Source organism: Paenibacillus sp. sg306046, from assembly GCF_059821225.1.
Genome location: NZ_JCAMRT010000003.1, coordinates 75,555 through 93,565, shown reverse-complemented (window position 1 = coordinate 93,565; position 18,011 = coordinate 75,555). Strand labels below are relative to the sequence as shown.

General features: G+C 53.6%; 17 protein-coding genes and 1 pseudogene. 13 read left to right on the top strand and 5 right to left on the bottom strand.

Going from position 1 to position 18,011, the window contains the following annotated elements; genetic code table 11:
- Positions 1-11 precede the first annotated feature (11 nt).
- Entirely contained in the window at positions 12-1,337 is a 1,326-nt protein-coding gene (locus AC6ROY_RS03970; protein WP_500098706.1) for a sulfatase family protein, read from the top strand.
- Positions 1,338-1,571: 234 nt separating this feature from the next.
- Here AC6ROY_RS03970 and AC6ROY_RS03965 read toward each other — a convergent pair whose 3' ends face one another.
- Complete coding sequence (locus tag AC6ROY_RS03965; protein ID WP_500098705.1) at positions 1,572-2,267, bottom strand: hypothetical protein; 696 nt, start codon at positions 2,265-2,267, stop codon at positions 1,572-1,574.
- A 210-nt stretch (positions 2,268-2,477) separates the two neighbouring features.
- Here AC6ROY_RS03965 and AC6ROY_RS03960 point away from each other — a divergent pair, with 210 nt between their 5' ends.
- On the top strand, positions 2,478-2,858 hold the full coding sequence (locus tag AC6ROY_RS03960) for an SHOCT domain-containing protein (RefSeq protein WP_500098704.1): 381 nt from the start codon (positions 2,478-2,480) through the stop codon (positions 2,856-2,858).
- On the opposite strand, the gene AC6ROY_RS03955 is transcribed toward AC6ROY_RS03960, so the two are convergent.
- The 3 genes from AC6ROY_RS03955 to AC6ROY_RS03945 form a co-directional block, all read right to left on the bottom strand.
- Positions 2,848-3,915 (bottom strand): hypothetical protein, encoded by a 1,068-nt coding sequence (locus AC6ROY_RS03955; RefSeq protein ID WP_500098703.1) that lies wholly within the window; start codon positions 3,913-3,915, stop codon positions 2,848-2,850. The genes AC6ROY_RS03960 and AC6ROY_RS03955 overlap by 11 nt on opposite strands.
- Positions 3,912-4,865 (bottom strand): patatin-like phospholipase family protein, encoded by a 954-nt coding sequence (locus AC6ROY_RS03950; RefSeq protein WP_500098702.1) that lies wholly within the window; start codon positions 4,863-4,865, stop codon positions 3,912-3,914. Before AC6ROY_RS03950 ends, AC6ROY_RS03955 begins: the two co-directional genes overlap by 4 nt.
- 66 nt (positions 4,866-4,931) lie before the next feature.
- Positions 4,932-5,321 carry a MarR family transcriptional regulator gene (locus tag AC6ROY_RS03945; protein ID WP_500098701.1) on the bottom strand — a complete coding sequence of 130 codons (390 nt, stop codon included), beginning with the start codon at positions 5,319-5,321 and terminating at the stop codon, positions 4,932-4,934.
- Between the two features lie 521 nt (positions 5,322-5,842).
- Here AC6ROY_RS03945 and AC6ROY_RS03940 point away from each other — a divergent pair.
- From AC6ROY_RS03940 to AC6ROY_RS03905, 8 genes are all read left to right on the top strand, one after another.
- Entirely contained in the window at positions 5,843-6,280 is a 438-nt protein-coding gene (locus tag AC6ROY_RS03940; protein WP_500098700.1) for a ribonuclease domain-containing protein, read from the top strand.
- Positions 6,281-6,297: 17 nt separating this feature from the next.
- Entirely contained in the window at positions 6,298-6,573 is a 276-nt protein-coding gene (locus AC6ROY_RS03935) for a barstar family protein (protein ID WP_500098699.1), read from the top strand.
- 243 nt (positions 6,574-6,816) lie between these two features.
- Positions 6,817-7,749: a carbohydrate ABC transporter permease gene (locus tag AC6ROY_RS03930; protein ID WP_500098698.1), complete on the top strand. Its 933-nt coding sequence runs from the start codon at positions 6,817-6,819 to the stop codon at positions 7,747-7,749.
- 13 nt (positions 7,750-7,762) lie between these two features.
- Positions 7,763-8,599 carry a carbohydrate ABC transporter permease gene (locus AC6ROY_RS03925; RefSeq protein WP_500098697.1) on the top strand — a complete coding sequence of 279 codons (837 nt, stop codon included), beginning with the start codon at positions 7,763-7,765 and terminating at the stop codon, positions 8,597-8,599.
- 124 nt (positions 8,600-8,723) lie between these two features.
- Positions 8,724-10,061 (top strand): ABC transporter substrate-binding protein, encoded by a 1,338-nt coding sequence (locus AC6ROY_RS03920; RefSeq protein ID WP_500098696.1) that lies wholly within the window; start codon positions 8,724-8,726, stop codon positions 10,059-10,061.
- Between the two features lie 102 nt (positions 10,062-10,163).
- Positions 10,164-11,918, top strand: a complete 1,755-nt coding sequence (locus tag AC6ROY_RS03915; RefSeq protein WP_500098695.1) for a sensor histidine kinase — start codon at positions 10,164-10,166, stop codon at positions 11,916-11,918.
- On the top strand, positions 11,911-13,509 hold the full coding sequence (locus tag AC6ROY_RS03910) for a response regulator transcription factor (protein ID WP_500098694.1): 1,599 nt from the start codon (positions 11,911-11,913) through the stop codon (positions 13,507-13,509). The genes AC6ROY_RS03915 and AC6ROY_RS03910 overlap by 8 nt, the downstream gene beginning before the upstream one ends.
- An 11-nt stretch (positions 13,510-13,520) precedes the next feature.
- On the top strand, positions 13,521-15,110 hold the full coding sequence (locus tag AC6ROY_RS03905; protein WP_500098693.1) for a glycoside hydrolase family 43 protein: 1,590 nt from the start codon (positions 13,521-13,523) through the stop codon (positions 15,108-15,110).
- 32 nt (positions 15,111-15,142) lie between these two features.
- Here the strand turns inward: AC6ROY_RS03905 and AC6ROY_RS03900 are convergent, their stop codons facing one another.
- Complete coding sequence (locus AC6ROY_RS03900) at positions 15,143-15,436, bottom strand: hypothetical protein (RefSeq protein ID WP_500098692.1); 294 nt, start codon at positions 15,434-15,436, stop codon at positions 15,143-15,145.
- Positions 15,437-15,585: 149 nt separating this feature from the next.
- Between AC6ROY_RS03900 and AC6ROY_RS03895 the strand changes: the two genes are divergently transcribed.
- The 3 genes and pseudogenes from AC6ROY_RS03895 to AC6ROY_RS03885 all read left to right on the top strand — a co-directional run bounded on the left by AC6ROY_RS03895 (position 15,586) and on the right by AC6ROY_RS03885 (position 17,982).
- Positions 15,586-16,713, top strand: coding sequence for a prenyltransferase/squalene oxidase repeat-containing protein (locus AC6ROY_RS03895; protein ID WP_500098691.1), 1,128 nt, complete (start codon positions 15,586-15,588; stop codon positions 16,711-16,713).
- A 79-nt stretch (positions 16,714-16,792) separates the two neighbouring features.
- Positions 16,793-17,262, top strand: a pseudogene (locus AC6ROY_RS03890) (family 43 glycosylhydrolase); the annotation flags it as partial.
- A 90-nt stretch (positions 17,263-17,352) separates the two neighbouring features.
- Positions 17,353-17,982 (top strand): beta-xylosidase family glycoside hydrolase, encoded by a 630-nt coding sequence (locus AC6ROY_RS03885; RefSeq protein WP_500098907.1) that lies wholly within the window; start codon positions 17,353-17,355, stop codon positions 17,980-17,982.
- Positions 17,983-18,011: the final 29 nt, after the last annotated feature.

Sequence of the window (18,011 nt, the reverse complement as noted above, 5' to 3'; positions counted from 1 at the left end):
AGGGATACCTTATGCGAAATGTCATCATGATTTCGACGGATCAGCAGCAGGCGAACGCGATGGGCTGTCTCGATCCGAGCTACCATACGCCCCATCTGGACCGGCTGGCTGCCATGTCTGTCCGGTTTGGCAGTGCGATCAGCACCTCGGCCCAATGCTCGCCTTCGCGGGCGAGCTGGATGACCGGGAAGTATCCTCATCAGGTCGGCGTGTACCAGATCGGGCATACGCTGGACCCGCAGGACTGGAGCATCGCCAAGGCGTTTAACGAGGCGGGCTACGAAACCGTATATCTAGGTAAATGGCATCTTGGATTGTCGCCCGCCGATCATCAATTTGCCGTAACGGATTACCGCACGGACGGCCTGGAGCTGGCCGGGGCGAACGCTGACCCTCGCTTCCACAGCCATAAGGATGCGGTGACGACGGCGCAGGCGCTCAATTATTTGGACGACTATGACGGCGCCAGACCGTTTTTCCTGAAGCTCAACTGGTATATGCCGCATCCGAATGCGCCGGAGGATCATCCGTTCGAGCTGATCGGCGACTATGCGGAGCAATTTCCGCTGGAGGACATGCCGATCCCGGCGAGCTATTACTCCGACGACTTGAGCGGCAAGCCGCCTTTCCAGCGCGAGCGCTCCGCGACCGGGGAATCCGAGCTGTCCGAGTCGCTCGTGCGGCGGGATGCCCAGCGGTACCGAAGCATGCTCGCGCTGATGGACAGCTACCTCGGACGGCTGCTGGACAAGCTGGAGGGCGACAAGCTGCTGGAGCATACGGCGATCTTGTTCACCAGCGACCATGGCGATATGCAGGGGGCGCACCGTCTCCGCTTGAAGGGCGTGCTGCCGTATAAGGAGCTGTACAACGTGCCGCTGCTGCTCTATGTACCCGGCGTGAAGCCTAAGCGCAGCGTCATCCCGGATCTGGTCTCGACGGCGGCGGTGACGGGCACGCTGCTGGCGGCTGCGGGCATTCCGCTGCCGGATGAATGCGAGGGCGGCTCACTGCTGCCGCTGCTGGAGCGTACGGCGCCGCCTGCGGAGGAGCGGGTATTTTTCGAGCATTACAAGGCGTATTGGGGCCGTCATCCAATGATTGGCGTACAGACGCAGGCATGGAAGTACGTCTATTATTTGGAGGATCAGCTCGACGAGCTGTACGATCTGCGCCATGACCCGGACGAGGTCATGAACGTCTCCGACCGCCCGGAGCTGCAGGAAGTTCGAGCGGAGCTGCGGCAAGCGGTCGAGCACTGGTGGACCTCGACGGGCGGCTTTACCCGGCAACCGCTCGTAGACCACGATAGCGACTGGATCAAGCGGGGATTTTAGCTTAGCTGTATGAACGAATGGCCTTGCCCCCATGACAATGCTTTAGCGGAAGTAACCTATTATATTTCATTGTGGATTCTGGTTTTGTCGTTGTTTGAAATAAGGCCGTTAAAAACGTTACCCCGCCTGGCTTGTGCTAGGCGGGGTAACGTTGCTGCTGCTTCATTTGCAAGGGCCTGAATCTCTGTGGCAAGTCTGACCAGAAGAAAAGCTGCTCAATGGCAGCCGCTTAATCTACTTAAAAATATCGAACCTATTGTCGTTTAATCCAGTAGTTAGACCAAATTGACTATTAAAATGCCAAGTCATTGGATAGTAGGTTACATCATTATAAACTAAAAAAGGATATTTTTCATTTCCATTGTCTACCCATACATCATTGACAAAAATATTGAAGGTTGGAAGGTGTGCATACATGATCGCAGGCTGAGTAGAGGATGCCTCAATACGTTGGAAACGCACACCCTCCCCAATCGCTGTGTCCGTTTTTCTTAATGATAAGCCAACTTCATTTGACCACATGTTTTCAATCGTAAGGGTTGAACACATATCAAAATTCAAAGGTGCGTAGATGATATCATTATACATAAAAAATGGGTATTTTAAAGTAGAGTTTTGAGCGTCGGAAGCTCCGGTTTCATAGTTAATATAAATCTTGAATGTCGGAAGAGTCACTTTAACATGCCCATCCGGAATAACTTCTTCAACATCAGAAGTGGAGGGTGCAGGTTCATCCGTTGGGATATCTGCGCCTATGAAAAAGCCGCCAGTATGCGAGTGATATCCATTGCATAGACCATCCATGTATGCCTTATATGAACAGTCATGTCCGCCGTATTTATCCAGTTTTCCTCGGTGTGCAAAAGAAGTTGAGGTTAATGTGACAGCAAGAACTATCGACATGAGCATAGGTAGTTTTGAAAAATGCATAGTAATTCACTCCTATATCTAGTTACTAGTACCTATACGACAATAGCAGATTATGGCTTTAGTCGCAATGCAATAAGTAAAATTGATGATAACAATTTCAAGTACGGATCGCCTTTGCGCAGGGAATCATGGTATACTTTTCCAGAGAGCCGACCACTGATCGACAGGCTTGATATTCAATTAGAAAGCTGACAACGCCGGAGGTAGCTGATGTCTAATCTAAATGCACGTATGAAAGTAGCGGATAAAGAGGTTTTTTGGGACACTTTGGAAAATAGCAACGGATATAAGTTTCAAAAAAACACTGTTTTTGGTCAATTTCGTGTAGTGAGCCCTGATAAATATCGTGAAGCATGGGGCTTTGATCGAGATGAAATCTATGAGGATTTTAAACGCATATCAGGTAAGTATAAGCAAAAACAAGAAGCGGCATCCGCAACAGCTTCTGTACCCGTGTCCCACGCAGAGGCGCAGGACACGGATTACTTGCAGAAACTGCGACAACTGGCAGACCTTTATAAGGATGGGGTCATTACAGAAGCAGAGTATGAGGAATTACGTCAAATTTATATAGCTAAGCTTAGACAGTAAGTTCAATTTCTTCGATTGTAACGACGCACTTGTGACGTTCAAGTGCTTTTTTTAATACACGGGCTTCCTCTTCAGACTTATATACTTGTACAATGGATGGCTGTTTTGACCAAGTCACATCTCGACTCGTCTCTTGCGGTAAGCCGGCTTCTAAATGCAACGTGCGGATAACATGGATGCGTTTATCAGGAAGTTCGAGTTTATGTAAAATAACCTGATATTGTATGCTGACAGGGCGGGTTAATCTATCAATCAGGACGAGAGTATTGAGCATTTCGTGAATCAAATCTCGTGCAGCCAATGTTTGATCGGATAGGGGCTGCTGACCTTGATACAGGGCATACATGCCGTTTGTCAAGTAGATTTGTTCACGTTCCGGCAGTACAGGGACTAGCTGAAATACCTGATTTAGTAAAATCTGCTGTTCCGCAACATGTGCATAGGAAAGTGAAAGATTTATGTTTAAATCGGTTAGCAGTTTTTCAATATAGAGCGTATCCTGGTCTGTCCAACAACCGTTTGTCAGCGTGTAAAAGTCATTTACAAGTGTTAAGACCAGCGTAGGCAAGCTAAGCAGATGATAGTTTTTATGCTCTTTAGTTAAATACCAATGCATCACATGAACATTTGTCTCAATTTTTGTGATTTGCTCCTGGAGCTGCTGGATTTTTTGCTCAGAATTCTCGTACACTTGCTCAAGAAGATGGTACAATCTTAAAAATTCGCGGTTATTTTCCAGCTGAAGGGAATGGATTTTTTGCTGCATAGCACAGATGATATCTAAGGTGAATACTTGGTGTTGAGCAAGATGTTGAATCATTTCTTGAGCAGCCAATTGAGCAGTAACTAAATCTCCAGATATAGCTCTGGAAAGCTTGCCGTTTTTACCGGAAATAGTTCTGAAAAACCGCTTAATATGACCTTGAGCCTCTAATTCGCGTTGCCGGGCTTTGCTTGCGGTCAGTAGAGTCATGCATTGTGCGGTAAGTAACGTTAATTCTCCGTGTGACTGAATCGTTTGTGCGCGTTCCTTTACAAGTTGCTGTAGTTCACTCATTTTAACGAACTCCTTTCCAGGCGTTTCATTAGGGCATGTGCTTTATTGTCCAGCTCCTGTCGAAGCTTGCGATGCTCATGTTGGAAGGAACGGTCGTTCTCCAGCATTTGCTTCGTAATTTGTGCAGTTGCCAGTTCATGTTGAGCCATCTCCGCAGCCGGTTTTAAGATAGCCATCGTATCCTCGTATCCTTGCTGCATACGGATTTCGGCTCTAGCACCGTCAAAATTTAACGTCCCGGAAAACAGATGACCCTGAGCAAGCTGTGGAACGATTTCAAAAATATCAGCGTTTGGAAAGCATGATTTATTGATAGTTGCAGAACGGTCCAGCAGCACGGCAATAATCACATTGCAACCCAGTTCATACACCGGAGAAATCGGAACATTGTCAAAGAACCCGCCGTCCACGTATTGAACGCCATCCACGTCTTCAGGCTTGAAGATGCCCGGAATCGCTGATGAGGCAAGCAAGATTTGTTTAATTTTTTCTGGAGGCAGTCCGTTTAGTTGAAAATAAGTTTTTTCCCATTTTGGAATAGCCGTGCATGTCGCATAGAAGGGGATAGGAGATGAGGATACGTTGTCTAAATCCAGGGATTCGTCAATCATCTGCAGCAACCCCTCACGAGAGAACATTCCGAAGCCCTCTATTTGTTTCGTATAATGCTTTAATCGCTGGACATACTTAGGAGCTGCCCAGGATAGGACGGCTGTCAGCAGTTGAGGACCTTTAATGGATAATATTTTATTTGGACTTATCGTACGCCACATGCGCTCTGCCATTTGTAAATCATCATGGATAAAGAGTGCTGCATTTAGTGCGCCGACTGATGTACCAGCCACTGCTTGAATCTTTTTCGCCCAGCCTAAATCACGGAGAGCGCGTATCACACCGATTTGATATGCGCCCTTGCCTCCGCCGCCAGCTAATACCAAGCCAATTTTCAATGTCTGGTCCTCCTCCTCCTGCTTTTCTAGCCGTTCAACATCATGAGTATGAACAACGTGACATCATTATGGTTTTGGATCTCCCTTACGCTGCCTTTCGTTCAAGTGGCCGATCATCGTTTGAAAAAATTTCAGCGTCGCCTGCAGCTCGGCTTCAGAAAACGAATGCATCACGTCGATCACTTGACGTTCCAGCTTTTCGTGCATCGTTTCGTGTACCTCGAAAACCTGCTTGCCCTTTGACGTGAGGCTGAAATACACTTCTTTTTTGTTATTGTTCAGCTGGCTTCGCTTCACGAAGCCTTCTTTGAGCAGCGCGGCGCTGATTTTCGTAAGGCTCGCTTTCGACAAATTCATTTTGTCGGCAATCGTTGTGTTGTTGATTGGCTCGTGTATGCCGATGCAGTCGATGACGTGAATGCTTGTCAGGTTGTTTGGAGTTGGAAAGGGGGGCAAGCTCCAGCTGCTTCGCCAGCTCGGAAAACTCGTCCATCTCCGATTCAACCGTTTGCTCAATCAGATGTGAGAAATGAAGATACTGGCCATATATCAATCGTTTGAGTCCCTCAGCAGGCTCCATCATCGTTCCTCTTTTCTTGGATCGTTTACAGCAAGCTAAAGTTTAAAGCGGCGAGCGGCACAGCCGGCGCTGCCGGAGCTTCCGTATACAGCCCCAGCTCAAGGACAGCTACGATTCGATCCTTGTCCGATACACCGAGCTCCCGGCAGCAGCTTGGGAATGAAAAAAATCCGACGCTTCGTTTTGCGCGATATACAAGACAGGTTCATTTGTCGATCAAACTAGAAATAGAGGACTTATTTTTTGGTAATAGTTTACAAGTTAACAATATTCGTTGTCAACTACCTGCATAGGTAGAGCCGGTAAAACCTTTACGGACCGGAGGCATAAGGTTATCATCAAGATTAACCGTATCTAGATCTGCATGAATTCAGAGAAAAGGAGCACATCTAAGGAAATGATTTGGAGAAAATGGCTTGGCGCACTCATGATTGTACTGGCGGTTTTTACGTTCGCAGGCTGCTCGGTTCAGGGAAACCCTGCTCATGGGGAAACTCGAAACGATGCATCGCTTACACGCTTTGAGGAAGTGGCGGACTATATTACAAAGCATGGCAAGCTGCCGGACAATTTTATAACGAAAAAAGCGGCCAGGGAGCTTGGCTGGGAGCCTGAAAAAGGTAATTTACACAAGGTGGCGCCGGGGAAAAGCATTGGCGGGGATGTGTTTCAAAATCGCGAGGGCTTGCTGCCGAAGGCAAAAGGCAGGACATGGTACGAGGCCGACATCAATTATAAAAGCGGCGCCAGGGGGAGCGACCGCATCTTATACTCCAGTGATGGCTTGATCTACAAAACGACGGATCATTACAAAACGTTTACCCAAGTAAACTAACGAAGCGAGGTAGCCAGATGAGAAAAGTAACGATTGACGGCAGCAGCATTCGCGGAAGAGAGGAGCTGCACGCCGTTCTTCAAGCGGAGCTGGGGCTCGGGGAAGCCTATGGGCGAAACCTGGATGCCTTGTGGGATTGCTTGACGGGTCAGATTGAGCTGCCTCTTACGATCCAGTGGTTGAACTTTGCTGCCAGCAGGAGCTGTCTGGGGGACTATGCAGAGCAGCTGCGGGATGTGATGCTGGAGGCGGAGCAGGAGCTGGATGGCTTTACATTTGAAGCGAGCCTATAGCGTCGATTCAGGCGCATGTGCAAGGTCTGCCGTGAGGCAGGCCTTTTTGAGCGGTTCTTTTGTCTGATCCTCCTGCCTTCGGCGATCGTCCCGTTCCGCTTTTTTCCGGCTTATGATCCACGCGGCACGCTGTGCAGGTCAAAATAATACACGGAAACGAGTCTAAATCCTGAGCCGCGCTTCCCGTCTCCCGGTTCTATAATGAGGGTAACGAGTCGGATGAATTTCAGGAGGTAGACAATCATGGCAACGGCGATGGAAGGCTTGAAGCAGCAGGTGAAACGGAAAGGGTGGAGCCAGCAACGAAAAGAAGCGTTAATCGGCTGGATATTTCTGGCTCCCGAAGCGCTCGGGATCATTACCTTGGCCATATTTCCTTTGCTGTTTTCGCTGTTTCTCAGCTTTACGAATTGGAACTTGGCCGGCGGCTTCGAGAAGATGGAATGGGTCGGCTTCGCTAATTTCGAGCGGATGGCGGACGATTCGAAGTTCTGGAAGGCACTGGAAAACAATTTGTGGTTTACGGCGATCACGGTTCCGGTGGGGCTGTTTATGGCTATGGTCATGGCTGTCCTGGTGCATACGAAGGTGTACGCGAAGGATTTGTTTAAAATTTTGTTCTTTATTCCTTACATCTGCTCCACGGTAGCGATTGCGGCTGTCTGGGCAGCGCTGTATCATCCGTCCAGCGGACCGATCAATCAGTTTCTGATGTCGCTTGGCATGGAACAGCCGCCCAAGTGGCTTGCGGATTCCCACTATGCGCTGCTTGCGATTATGGTGATCGCAATTTGGCAGGCGCTCGGTTATCAGATGATTATATTCCTTGCGGGCTTGACCCAAATCTCGGAGGACATCTATGAATCGGCCCGGATCGACGGTGCGTCGGGCATGCAGCAATTTTGGACCATTACGATTCCGCTGCTGGCTCCCACAACGCTGTTTCTGACCATAACGACCATTATCGGGTCCTTCAAGGTGTTCGACCTGATTAAGTTTTTGACCGACGGGGGACCGAATGACGCTTCAACCGTGCTTGTGTACCGGATTTATGAAGAAGGCTTTATTAACTTTAATATGGGCTATGCGTCCGCTTTATCCTGGGTGTTGTTTTTGCTGGTCATTGCGGTCACGTCGGTGACCTGGATCGTACAAGCCCGAGAAAAGCGCGCATAAGGGGGACTATGGGATGACAACGAACAAGCTGCAGCTTGACAAGCTGGTATTAACGGTTCTACTCGGCGCGCTCTCCATGTTGTTTATCGTTCCATTGGCATGGATGCTGTCCGCTTCGGCCAAACTGGAACGTGACGTGATGACGTATCCGATTCAGTGGATTCCGACGCAATGGAACTGGGTGTCGAATTTCCAGAAGGTGTGGCTGGAGAAGGTGCCGTTCTCCATGTTTTATTGGAACTCGCTGAAGCTTGCGATCATTGCGACGCTGGCGACGCTGCTGTTTTCTTCGATGGCGGCCTTCGCCTTCTCCAAGCTGCGCACGCCCGGCAAAGGGGTCATGTTTGGCCTGATGATGTCCTTTATGATCATCCCCGAGCAGGCGACGCTTGTGCCGCGCTTCCTGATGATTAAGTGGCTCGGCTTGTACAATTCGCATGAAGGTCTTATTTTGATGCTGGCCTTCTCGATGTACTTTACATTCCTGATGCGGCAATTTATGATGGGCGTTCACAATGACTTCATCGAGGCGGCCAAAATCGACGGGGCGGGGTATGTGCGGGTGTACTGGCAAATTATGCTGCCGCTGTGCCGGCCGATTCTGGCGACCGCCGGCATCATCAAGTTTATCTGGACCTGGAACGACTACCAGAACCCGCTGATTTTCCTGTTTAATAAAAACTTGTTTCCGCTGCCGCTTGGCATTCAATTTTTCCGTCAGGAATACTCCAACAACGTATCCTTGATGATGATGGCCGCCGTATCCGCGATTGTTCCGCTTATCATCGTGTTCGTCATTTTGCAGAAGCAGGTGATCAACGGCATTACGGTCGGCGGGGTGAAAGGGTAACGGGCGGAACGGGCGGCATGTCAAAATAATGCACGTCCAACTCCAACAAAGCGTACACGGTAAACCGCTTTCCTATTCAGTATGATGAGGGTGTACACTAAAGCGCAGAAGAGGGGAACTCGACATGAAAAAAATAGCAACGATAATGACAGCAAGCTCGGTCCTGCTGCTGGCCGCTTGCGGCAGCGAAAGCGCCCAGACGCCTGCGGCTGGCAGCGCAGGAGCAGGCGACAAGGCGACGACGATTAAAGTGTATACCGCTTACAAGGGCGAGCCGGGGGACCCGATCACTAAAATTATTGACGCCTACAACGCGCAGAGCAAAGGGACCAAGGTGGAGCATGTAGCGCTTGTGCAAAATAATGACAGCCGCGAAATGCTCCAGAAATTCGACGTGCTGGCGGCTTCCGGCGAGCAGGTGGACGTGCTGTTTCTGAATAATGAAGGCTTTGTGCTGGAGCGTGCCGGCAACGGGGTGCTGGAGCCGCTTGATTCCTTCCTGAGCGCGAGTCAAATCAATTCTGAACAGGATTTCTACCGCAGTCCGGTTTATGACGGCAAGCATTACGGCCTGATGGCTAACGCCAGCTTCTGGTATGTCGCGCTTAATGAGAAGCATCTGAAGGAAGCAGGGCTTCAGCTGCCGTCCAGCGACTGGACGTGGGATGATTTCCGCGAATACGCGAAAAAGCTGAAGCAAAGCAAGGATGGGCGATACGGCGCGTATTTCCACACCTTCGGCGAATATGCGAACATTATTGCGTACACGGACTTTAAAAATCCGCAGCTCAAAGAGGACGGCAAGCTGCAATTCGACGATCCGAGCTTCGCATACTGGTTCAACCTGCGGAGAGCGATGGAGGTCGAGGACAAATCGGTGCGGCCGCACGCGGATGTGCTGTCGGCCAAGCAGCATTGGGCAACCGATTTCATGAACGGAACGACCAGCATGCTGCCGATTGCGATGTATTCGTTGGAGGAGGCGTTCCTGAACAAGGAAAGCTACCCGCGTGATTTCAAAATCACATTTGCGCCGCTGCCGCGCTCGTCTAAACAGGTAGAGCCGGGCTTGACAAACATCGCCGGGTCCTATTACACCATTCACAAAAACTCGAAGCATAAGGAAGCGGCGTTTGACTTCATCAAATTCGCATCGACAGAAGGCGCGTCGCAGGGCGGCTGGATTCCGGGCTGGACGAAGGCGGACGGCAAGGCGATTCTCGACAAAACGATTCAGGGCAAAACGGATCTTGTGGACAGCGAAGCGTTAAATGCGGCTCTCTTTAACGGCAAGGTACGTACGGCAGGTGTCTCGACCATCAGTGTGCCTTATCAGCAGCAGTTGAAAAAAGTCGCGGAAGCGGGGCTTAACAAATATTTGCTGGACAAATCGTCCTTCGAGGATGCCCGCACCTTCATGATGGCCGAGGGGCAGAAAATTATCGACCAGAACAAAAAGTAACGAGCAGCAAGGGGGAAACGGCGATTTCGCCATTCCCCTGTTTTCGTGCAGCGGTCTTGAGGTATGATAGGTGAAAAGCCCGGCTTACTGGAGGGATCTGCTTTGAACTGGCTGTATCGCGTCTCGTTTTACCGCAGAATTCAAGTGGCGCTGCTGTTGTTTCTCATCATTCCGCTGCTGTCGATTACCGTACTGTCTTACGTGTCGAACAAGCAGGCGAGCGAGGACAACGTTCGAATGAATATGAGAGGAATTATCGGCATTTTGGCCAATGATTTAGCCAAAACGGCCAATGACGTGACGTATACGGTCAACCAGTATTCGGCCTCGCAATCCAACGGCTTGTTCGAAAATTTGCGAGCCTTGAGCGAGCTGAAGTCCTTCGATACGTTCGAAAGCTACCGTGCCTATACCCGCTTGAACGAAAATGCGACGCTGCATGCAGGCAAGCTGTCGCTTATGCACGTGAATGTGTTTTTTATCAATCGCGCGGGCTATCCGATCATCGGCACGGCGAGCGAGCAGGATGTGGAGCGGCTGCGCAAGGACAGCCGCTTCGAGCATCTGTCCGCAGCCGACGCCTCGACAGGGATCGTCCGCTGGTTTCGTGCGGAGCGCAGCGGCGGTTATGAGGGCTTCTCTAACGCCGCTTACTATTTATTTTTGAAAAAGACGGTATACGATCCGTTTCGTAACGCCGTCGTCGGCACGCTGTTCGTCGGCATTCCCGATCTGTATTTCACAGGCCTGTTCCGCAATGCCGGAGATGGCGTCTTCACCTTGTACGAAGCGGACGGCTCGCTGATCGCCGGGATGGAGGGCAGCCCGCAGACGCTGTCGGGTGAAACGCGTGAGGGCTGGATGCGGGAGAATATCGCCGTTCCGGGTACATCCTGGACACTCGTCTACGAGCTGAACGCCGCTTCCGCGACCGGTGATGTGACGCAGCGCTTCTGGTATTTGCTTATGGCGGTGTGCATCGTGCTGTTTGTTTTCCTGTTTATGTCCAGCGTCATCGCCAAAGGCTTGAACCGGCCGGTCCGGAAGCTGATGCGCGTCGCCGCGCAATACGGGGAAGGCAATAGCTCCATCCGGTACCGCGTGGAGGGGGAGGACGAGGTTTCGAAGCTCGGCAGCTCGATTAACCACATGCTGGACAATATCAATGCGCTCATCCGCAGGGTGGAGACCGAGCAGGAGGAGAAGCGAACGATCGAGCTGTATGCGCTGTTTTCGCAAATTCAGCCGCATTTTTTACTGAACACGCTCAATTCGATCAAATGTAATTTGGCGATCGAGGGCGACAAGGTGCACAGTGAGACGATTGATTCCTTGATGGCGCTGCTTCGCGCCCATCTGCGCGTACACGAGCCGCTGACCTTGGCCGACGAATGCAAGCTGCTCGGCCAATACGTCTCGATCATGCGTATGCGCAACCGCATCCATATCGAGCTGGTCATTGAGCTGCCGGGGCAGCTGCGCCACGTACTTGTCCCGCGGCTGCTGCTGCAGCCGCTGGTCGAAAATTGTATCATTCACGGCTTCAACCAGGCGACTCGCGCGCCAAAAATTGAAGTGTCAGTCCGGGAAGCGGCGGATGGCATCCGGATTCGTGTGACTGACAACGGACGCGGGCTGACGGATGACAAGGCCGCCGAGCTGAACGAGAAGCTGGTAAGCGGGGTGGAGCAGGCAGGTGAGCGGGGCATCGGCTTGTTTAACGTGCTGCGCCGCTTAAAGCTTACATTCGGGGAGCAGGCGAGCTTCCAGGTGAGCGGCGGGAAGCCGGGAGGGTTCGTCGCCGAGCTCTTGATTCCATGGCATGCCATCAAGGGGGAGGGTCAAGCTGATGTATAAGGTGATGCTGATTGATGACGATGTGCCGGTCGTTGACTACTTGCGCAAGCTGGTCCCCTGGGAAGCTTTGGGGCTGCGCGTATGCGCCGAGGCGTATTCGGCGGCGGAGGCGAAGGAGCGTTACGAAGCGGAGCTGCCGGACATTTTGATTACGGATATCGGGCTGCCTGACGGCAATGGCGTGGAGCTGGCCCGGCGATTTCGCGCCGACCGCTCCCAGCTTCGGGTCATTTTCCTCACCTGCCACGAGGACTTTAAGTACGTCAAGGAGGCCATTCGGATTGATGCGGACGACTATGTCGTCAAGGATGAGCTGAGCCCCGAGAAAATGATGGAGAGCTTGGAGAAGGCGGTGGCCCGGCTCGCACATGAACAGGAGCAGCTGGAGCGGGTGGCGTATAAAAGCGACCTGGAGCGGAACAAGGACATTTTGCTGCAGCAATTTTTCCATGAATTGTCGCATACGTCCGATCCTGTCGGCTTGCTTGAGCAGGGCAGGCGGCTCGGCATGGATTGGACGCATGCGTGCTTCGCGGCGGCTTCCTTTCATCTGGATCACGGCGATCTGTTCGAGAAATACGACCGGAAGCAGCTCGACCTCGTGCGTTACGCCGCTTATAATATCGCGGCAGAGCTGGCGGTCGGCGCGCGGGTGACGATGTTTCTCGCCAAGGACCAGCGCCTGTGGGCGATTGCCTGCGAGGCTGACGAAGGGTCGGCCATCGCGTCGCTTGACCGCTTTGCACCGCTGCTGCGGGAGAAGCTGCGGGAGTTTCTGCGCGTCGATTGTTACCCGGCCATGACGGAGCAGGCTTGTCCGCTCTCCGGGCTGGGCCGCTTGATCGGACAGGTGAAGGCGCTCGGAGATCGTCATTATTACGATGATAGCCGGTTTGAGGATGCTGCGTGGACGCCAACGGCTCACGAGCCAGTCTCGGAAGCGGCGGCGTCCACCGAGCTGGAGGCGCTGGCCGTCAAATGGATCGAAGCGCTCGCCGAAGCGAATCCGTCCTTGGCGCAGCTGTATCTCGGCCATCTGGAGAGAGCGATGCGCGCGGCTGCATTTGACGCGGCAAAGGCGAAGGCATGCCTCGTACGCTGGGTGCAGGAGGCGAGCGTGCGGCTTGGGCATTCCGTGCCTGCGGGCATGCAGGAGGACATGGAGCGCACGGTCCGGCTCGGCGAGGCGTTCCGGCTCGTAGGCTGGTATGCGGACCGCCGCCTGCAGCGAGCCTCGGAGCCGTCGCAGGAGCCTTACGAGACGAATCCGGATCTCAAGGCGATTAACGCCTTTATTCGCGAGCATATTTACCGCAACATCACCTCCATTGATATAGCACGGCATTTACATCTGAATCCGAGCTATTTCTCCCGCTACTTCAAGAAGCTGACCGGGCATATTTTCACGGACCATGTGCATCTTGTCAAGATGGAGGAAGCGAAGCGGCTGCTCGCCAAGGGCGAGACGGCCGAAAAGACGGCGTATATGCTCGGCTATTCGGACCGCGCCTACTTCTCCAAGGTATTCAAGAAATATACGGGCATGAGCCCCAGCGAATGCAAAATGCAAGCCACGACCTTGAATGAATAAGGAGCGAAACGATGAACTCTTCACATACGTTTACGGCTGACGAAGCTAAGCGGCTTCCATGGGCCGCGGATCAAGGCGACGGCACGTTTGCCAACCCGATTCTGCACGCCGATTATTCCGATCCGGATGTTATCAGCGTCGGCGACGATTTCTATATGACGGCCTCCAGCTTCGGCCATATCCCCGGACTGCCGATTCTGCACTCCAAGGATCTTGTGAACTGGCGGCTCATTAATCACGCCATCCCGCGCATGCCGCTGGAAGGCTACGATCAGCCGCAGCACGGCAACGGCGTCTGGGCGCCCAGCATTCGGTATTACGCGGATAAATTCTGGATTTTCTACGGCGACCCGGATGTCGGCATCTTCATGACGACGGCCGACGATCCGGCAGGCGACTGGTCGGAGCTGCACCTCGTTCACGAGGGGAAAGGGCTGATCGACGCCTGCCCGTTCTGGGATGACAACGGCGACGCGTATTTGGTGCACGCCTATGCGCAAAGCCGCAGCGGGATCAAGCACCGACTGCGCGTGCGGCGCATGGCGGCCGACGGCAGAAGTCTGCTGGACGAAGGCGTCATTATCATCGACGATCCGGAACGCCACCCGACGATCGAAGGTCCGAAGATGTATAAGAAAGACGGCTACTATTACGTGTTTGCACCAGCCGGCGGCGTCGAGGAAGGCTGGCAAACGGTGCTGCGCGCGACTAACCCGTTCGGTCCGTATGAAGACCGGATCGTGCTGCAGCAGGGCGACACGCCGGTCAACGGCCCGCATCAGGGCGCTTGGGTTGAGCTGGCGTCGGGCGAGTCGTGGTTTATTCACTTTCAGCATAAGGACGCGTACGGCCGCATCGTCCATCTGCAGCCGATGGCGTGGACGGATGAGCATTGGCCTGCAATGGGCGTGGACCTCGATGGGGACGGCATCGGCGAGCCGGTGCTGCGCTACAGGAAGCCTGACGTGGGCGGCGTCTATCCGCTCGCCGTACCGGCTTCCTCCGACGGCTTCGACGACGGGCAGCTTGGCTTGCAATGGCAGTGGCAGGCGAATCCCGAGACAGCCTGGCATTCGTTGACGGAGCGGGCAGGGTGGCTGCGCCTGTTCACGCAATCGCTGCCCGAGAACGCCGCTTCCCTATATCAGGCTCCGTTTCTGCTGCTGCAAAAGTTCCCGGCGCTTTCGTTCGAGACGACGGTTCGCCTGGATGCAGCCGGATTGCGGCCCGGAGATCGGGCGGGGCTAGTGGTGTTCGGGTACAGCTACGCGGCCTTGACCTATGCAGCGGACGCGGAGGATGGAGCGGAGCTGCAGCTTCTGTTGGGGAATACCGGGGAGCAAGCGGTGGCATGGCGGCGCAGGGTGGACGCCCGCGAGCTGTGGCTGCGCGTCGTTGTTTTGCCGGGAGCGGCCTGCACATTCGGGTATAGTCTGGACGGGGCGAACTTTGAACCAATCGACGAGCCTGCGTTTCATGCGACCGTCAGCAAGTGGGTCGGAGCGAAGCTCGGACTGTATGCCCAGGCGGGACATCACACCGGCGGCTGCGCGGACTTTGATGAGTTCAACGTGACAGCCGTTGCGGAGCATCACAGATGATCATCCAGACTGCAAACAAGACGGCAAACCAGCTAACAAACAAATGGAATAAGAGCAGGATCGCATGACCGGCTGGCAGCATCGACTTGGAGAGCGCTCAATGTGACGCTCTTTTTCTTTTTTGATCTGTTTCGGCTGCTTGTTGAACCATCTGCTGCTGATGATGAACCAGCCTGACTCGCAGCCTGGCCAACCGCTTGTTCGAATGCGCGGCTCTTCGAAGGAGCATGCAAACGCACGGCGAAGGTCAGCATGCTCGCAACGAATGTTAGATTGCAAAAAACAGCTTCCTGGTTGTGAAAATGACGAGTTTCTTTGCTTTTCATGCTCTCTTTTGGCTAAGTTCGAACAAGAGAGACAAACAAATAGTCAATTCGGGGCAAGAAGGACAACCAGGGTGGAAGAAATTTACGAAATGTTAGGTTACGCTGTGATCAGGCGCATCAAATTGCGACTAACCTGAGGAGGCATGGATATGACACAGGGACGGCAGCACGAAGCATTTCTGGGGAAAAACGATGAGAGGTTCGCACGATTGTTTCAATGGCTGGCCGGTCAATATGACCCGGCAAGCGGAGGTTTTTATTATGCCCGCAGCTCCTTCGAGATGGCAAACTTCACGCCGGACATTGAATCGACCGCGATGGCTTTGAATATGCTGGGGCGCTCCGGCTTGCTGGAGGACATGCCGGAAGAGGTTCGGGCGGCCATGATCCGCTTTTTTCAGCACAAGCAGGACTCGGCGACCGGCTTCTTCTACGATCAGAACGAGCATATGCCCAAGGACGAGGTCATGGTGGCTCGGGCGTTCGGGTATTGTACCGGCTCGCTGCACAAGCTGGGCGGAGCGCCGCTGTATCCGCTGCCTGAAGCGCATGATTCGGTCCCGTCTTATCTGGCTTCGCCTGCGGCGTATGTGACGTGGCTGCAGAGCGTCGATCTGCGAAACAGCTGGCGCGGCTGCGATTTGCTCAGCAGTCCAAATCACCATGTCAAGCGGATGAGCGAGCAGGAACGGCGGCCGTACGTGGAACCGGCGCTGCACTATTTCAATTCGATTCAGGACCCGGAAACGGGCTTATGGGGCGAGGGCAATCTGTATATTCGCATTTCCGGGACGTTTAAGCTGCGAGCATTTTACCACACGTTTGGTTTGCCGGTTCCGCGCGTGGACCGAATCTATGAATCGGTGCTGCGGGCGCTGCGCACAGAGGAGGCGGCGGATATGTGCTGGGTACGCAATCCGGTCGATCTGCTAGGCTCCTTTCACCGGCAGCTGGACATTCCGGACCGCGACCTGGAGGAAATATTGGACATCACCTTTGCCAATCTTGGACGATTTCTGAAAGCCGACGGCGGCTTTTCCCGGGAAGTGGATCATTCGCCGCCGGCGCCGAATGTGGCGCAGGTCAAGCCGGGCGACCACTATCCATATATGCCGGAGCCGGTCAACATCGGGCAAGGCTTGGCAGAAGGAGATATGAACGCGGGTACGCAAGCGTTATGGATTCGCGAGCTGTGCTACCGGCTGGCGAAGCTTGACTATACGCCGCTATCGGCGTATACGGACGGATTTTGGGACCAGATCAGGAGGCGCAGCTGATGTCAAGGACGTATCGCAATCCGATATTGCCGGGCTTTCATCCCGATCCGTCGATCGTGCGGGACGGGTAAATATCAGGATGCAGTCGGACAAGCCGGAAGGGCCGTATTCCGCGCCGATCGTGATCAACGATACCGGACTTGACCCTTCTCATTTTGTCGATGACGACGGCAAGCGGTACATGGTTTACGGCAGCCAAGGCGCCATGCTTGTTCAGCTGGATGAGCAAAGCGCCAAAGCGGTGGCGGAGCCGGTCCGGCTCTGGGCAGGAACAGGGAGAACCTCGCCGGAGGGGCCTCATTTGCTCAAGAAGGACGGATTCTACTATCTCATCATAGCGGAGGGAGGCACCGAATACGGGCATTGCGTAACGGTCGCCCGGTCAAGCTCCCTGCTTGGACCGTATGAGCCGTGTCCCTTCAATCCGGTGCATACGAAACCGATCCGCAGGCCGTCATTCAACGGGCAGGACACGGAAAGCTGGTACAGACGCAGCACGGAGACTGGTGGATGGTGCATCTGGGCGGCAGGCCGCTGGAGGACGGATATTGCACGCTGGGCCGGGAAACGTTCCTGGAGCCGGTTCGCTGGACCGCTGAGGGCTTGTTCGAGGTTAACGAAGGAAAAGGGCCGAGTCTCGTGCAGCAGGTGCCTCGGCTGCTGGAGCCGGTTGCGTATGCGCAGCCGGAGCTTAATGATTTCGCGGAGGGGCGTCTTCCGCTGCACTGGCAGGTCGTGCGCAATCCGGATGCGGACAACCTGACATTTACGGAGAGGCCCTCGCATGCGCGCATATGGACCGGGGCGGGTGAGCTGGAGTCCGTTCAGGCCCGCAACATCCTTGTTCGCCGGGAACGGCATCACTGCTATATCGCAAGCATGAAGCTAGACTTTCGGCCCGAGCTGGACGGGGAGCAAGCCGGTCTTGTGTGTTATTACGATTCGAGGTGCTGGATCAAGCTGTGCTTGATGTATGACGGAGGCGTGAAGCTCAGGCTGGTGACCAACGAAGCAAGGACAGTGGCCGAGGTTGCTTTGGCTTTGGAGGGCCCGATTTATTTGAAGACGGTCGTCAACGGCAAGCGGAGAGCCTTTTTCTACAGCCTGGATCAGCAGCAATGGACGATGGCAGGCGTTGTCGAGGATGCGCGGTTTTTGAGCGATGAGCATCCGGATGCAGCTTTCTTGAGAAAGGCGTACGACGCGATGAAGGAGTCCGATATATTTTTCATGGACTTTCTCGTCTCAGTCCCGAAGGCTATCTCGTGACAAATCCGTCCGTCTCACCGGAAAACCGG

Coding starts and splice junctions, on each gene's coding strand:
- AC6ROY_RS03970 (WP_500098706.1), top strand. CDS start 12: ATGCGAAATGTCATCATGATTTCGACGGATCAGCAGCAGGCGAACGCG.
- AC6ROY_RS03965 (WP_500098705.1), bottom strand. CDS start 2,267: ATGCATTTTTCAAAACTACCTATGCTCATGTCGATAGTTCTTGCTGTC.
- AC6ROY_RS03960 (WP_500098704.1), top strand. CDS start 2,478: ATGTCTAATCTAAATGCACGTATGAAAGTAGCGGATAAAGAGGTTTTT.
- AC6ROY_RS03955 (WP_500098703.1), bottom strand. CDS start 3,915: ATGAGTGAACTACAGCAACTTGTAAAGGAACGCGCACAAACGATTCAG.
- AC6ROY_RS03940 (WP_500098700.1), top strand. CDS start 5,843: ATGATTTGGAGAAAATGGCTTGGCGCACTCATGATTGTACTGGCGGTT.
- AC6ROY_RS03935 (WP_500098699.1), top strand. CDS start 6,298: ATGAGAAAAGTAACGATTGACGGCAGCAGCATTCGCGGAAGAGAGGAG.
- AC6ROY_RS03930 (WP_500098698.1), top strand. CDS start 6,817: ATGGCAACGGCGATGGAAGGCTTGAAGCAGCAGGTGAAACGGAAAGGG.
- AC6ROY_RS03925 (WP_500098697.1), top strand. CDS start 7,763: ATGACAACGAACAAGCTGCAGCTTGACAAGCTGGTATTAACGGTTCTA.
- AC6ROY_RS03920 (WP_500098696.1), top strand. CDS start 8,724: ATGAAAAAAATAGCAACGATAATGACAGCAAGCTCGGTCCTGCTGCTG.
- AC6ROY_RS03910 (WP_500098694.1), top strand. CDS start 11,911: ATGTATAAGGTGATGCTGATTGATGACGATGTGCCGGTCGTTGACTAC.
- AC6ROY_RS03905 (WP_500098693.1), top strand. CDS start 13,521: ATGAACTCTTCACATACGTTTACGGCTGACGAAGCTAAGCGGCTTCCA.
- AC6ROY_RS03900 (WP_500098692.1), bottom strand. CDS start 15,436: ATGAAAAGCAAAGAAACTCGTCATTTTCACAACCAGGAAGCTGTTTTT.
- AC6ROY_RS03895 (WP_500098691.1), top strand. CDS start 15,586: ATGACACAGGGACGGCAGCACGAAGCATTTCTGGGGAAAAACGATGAG.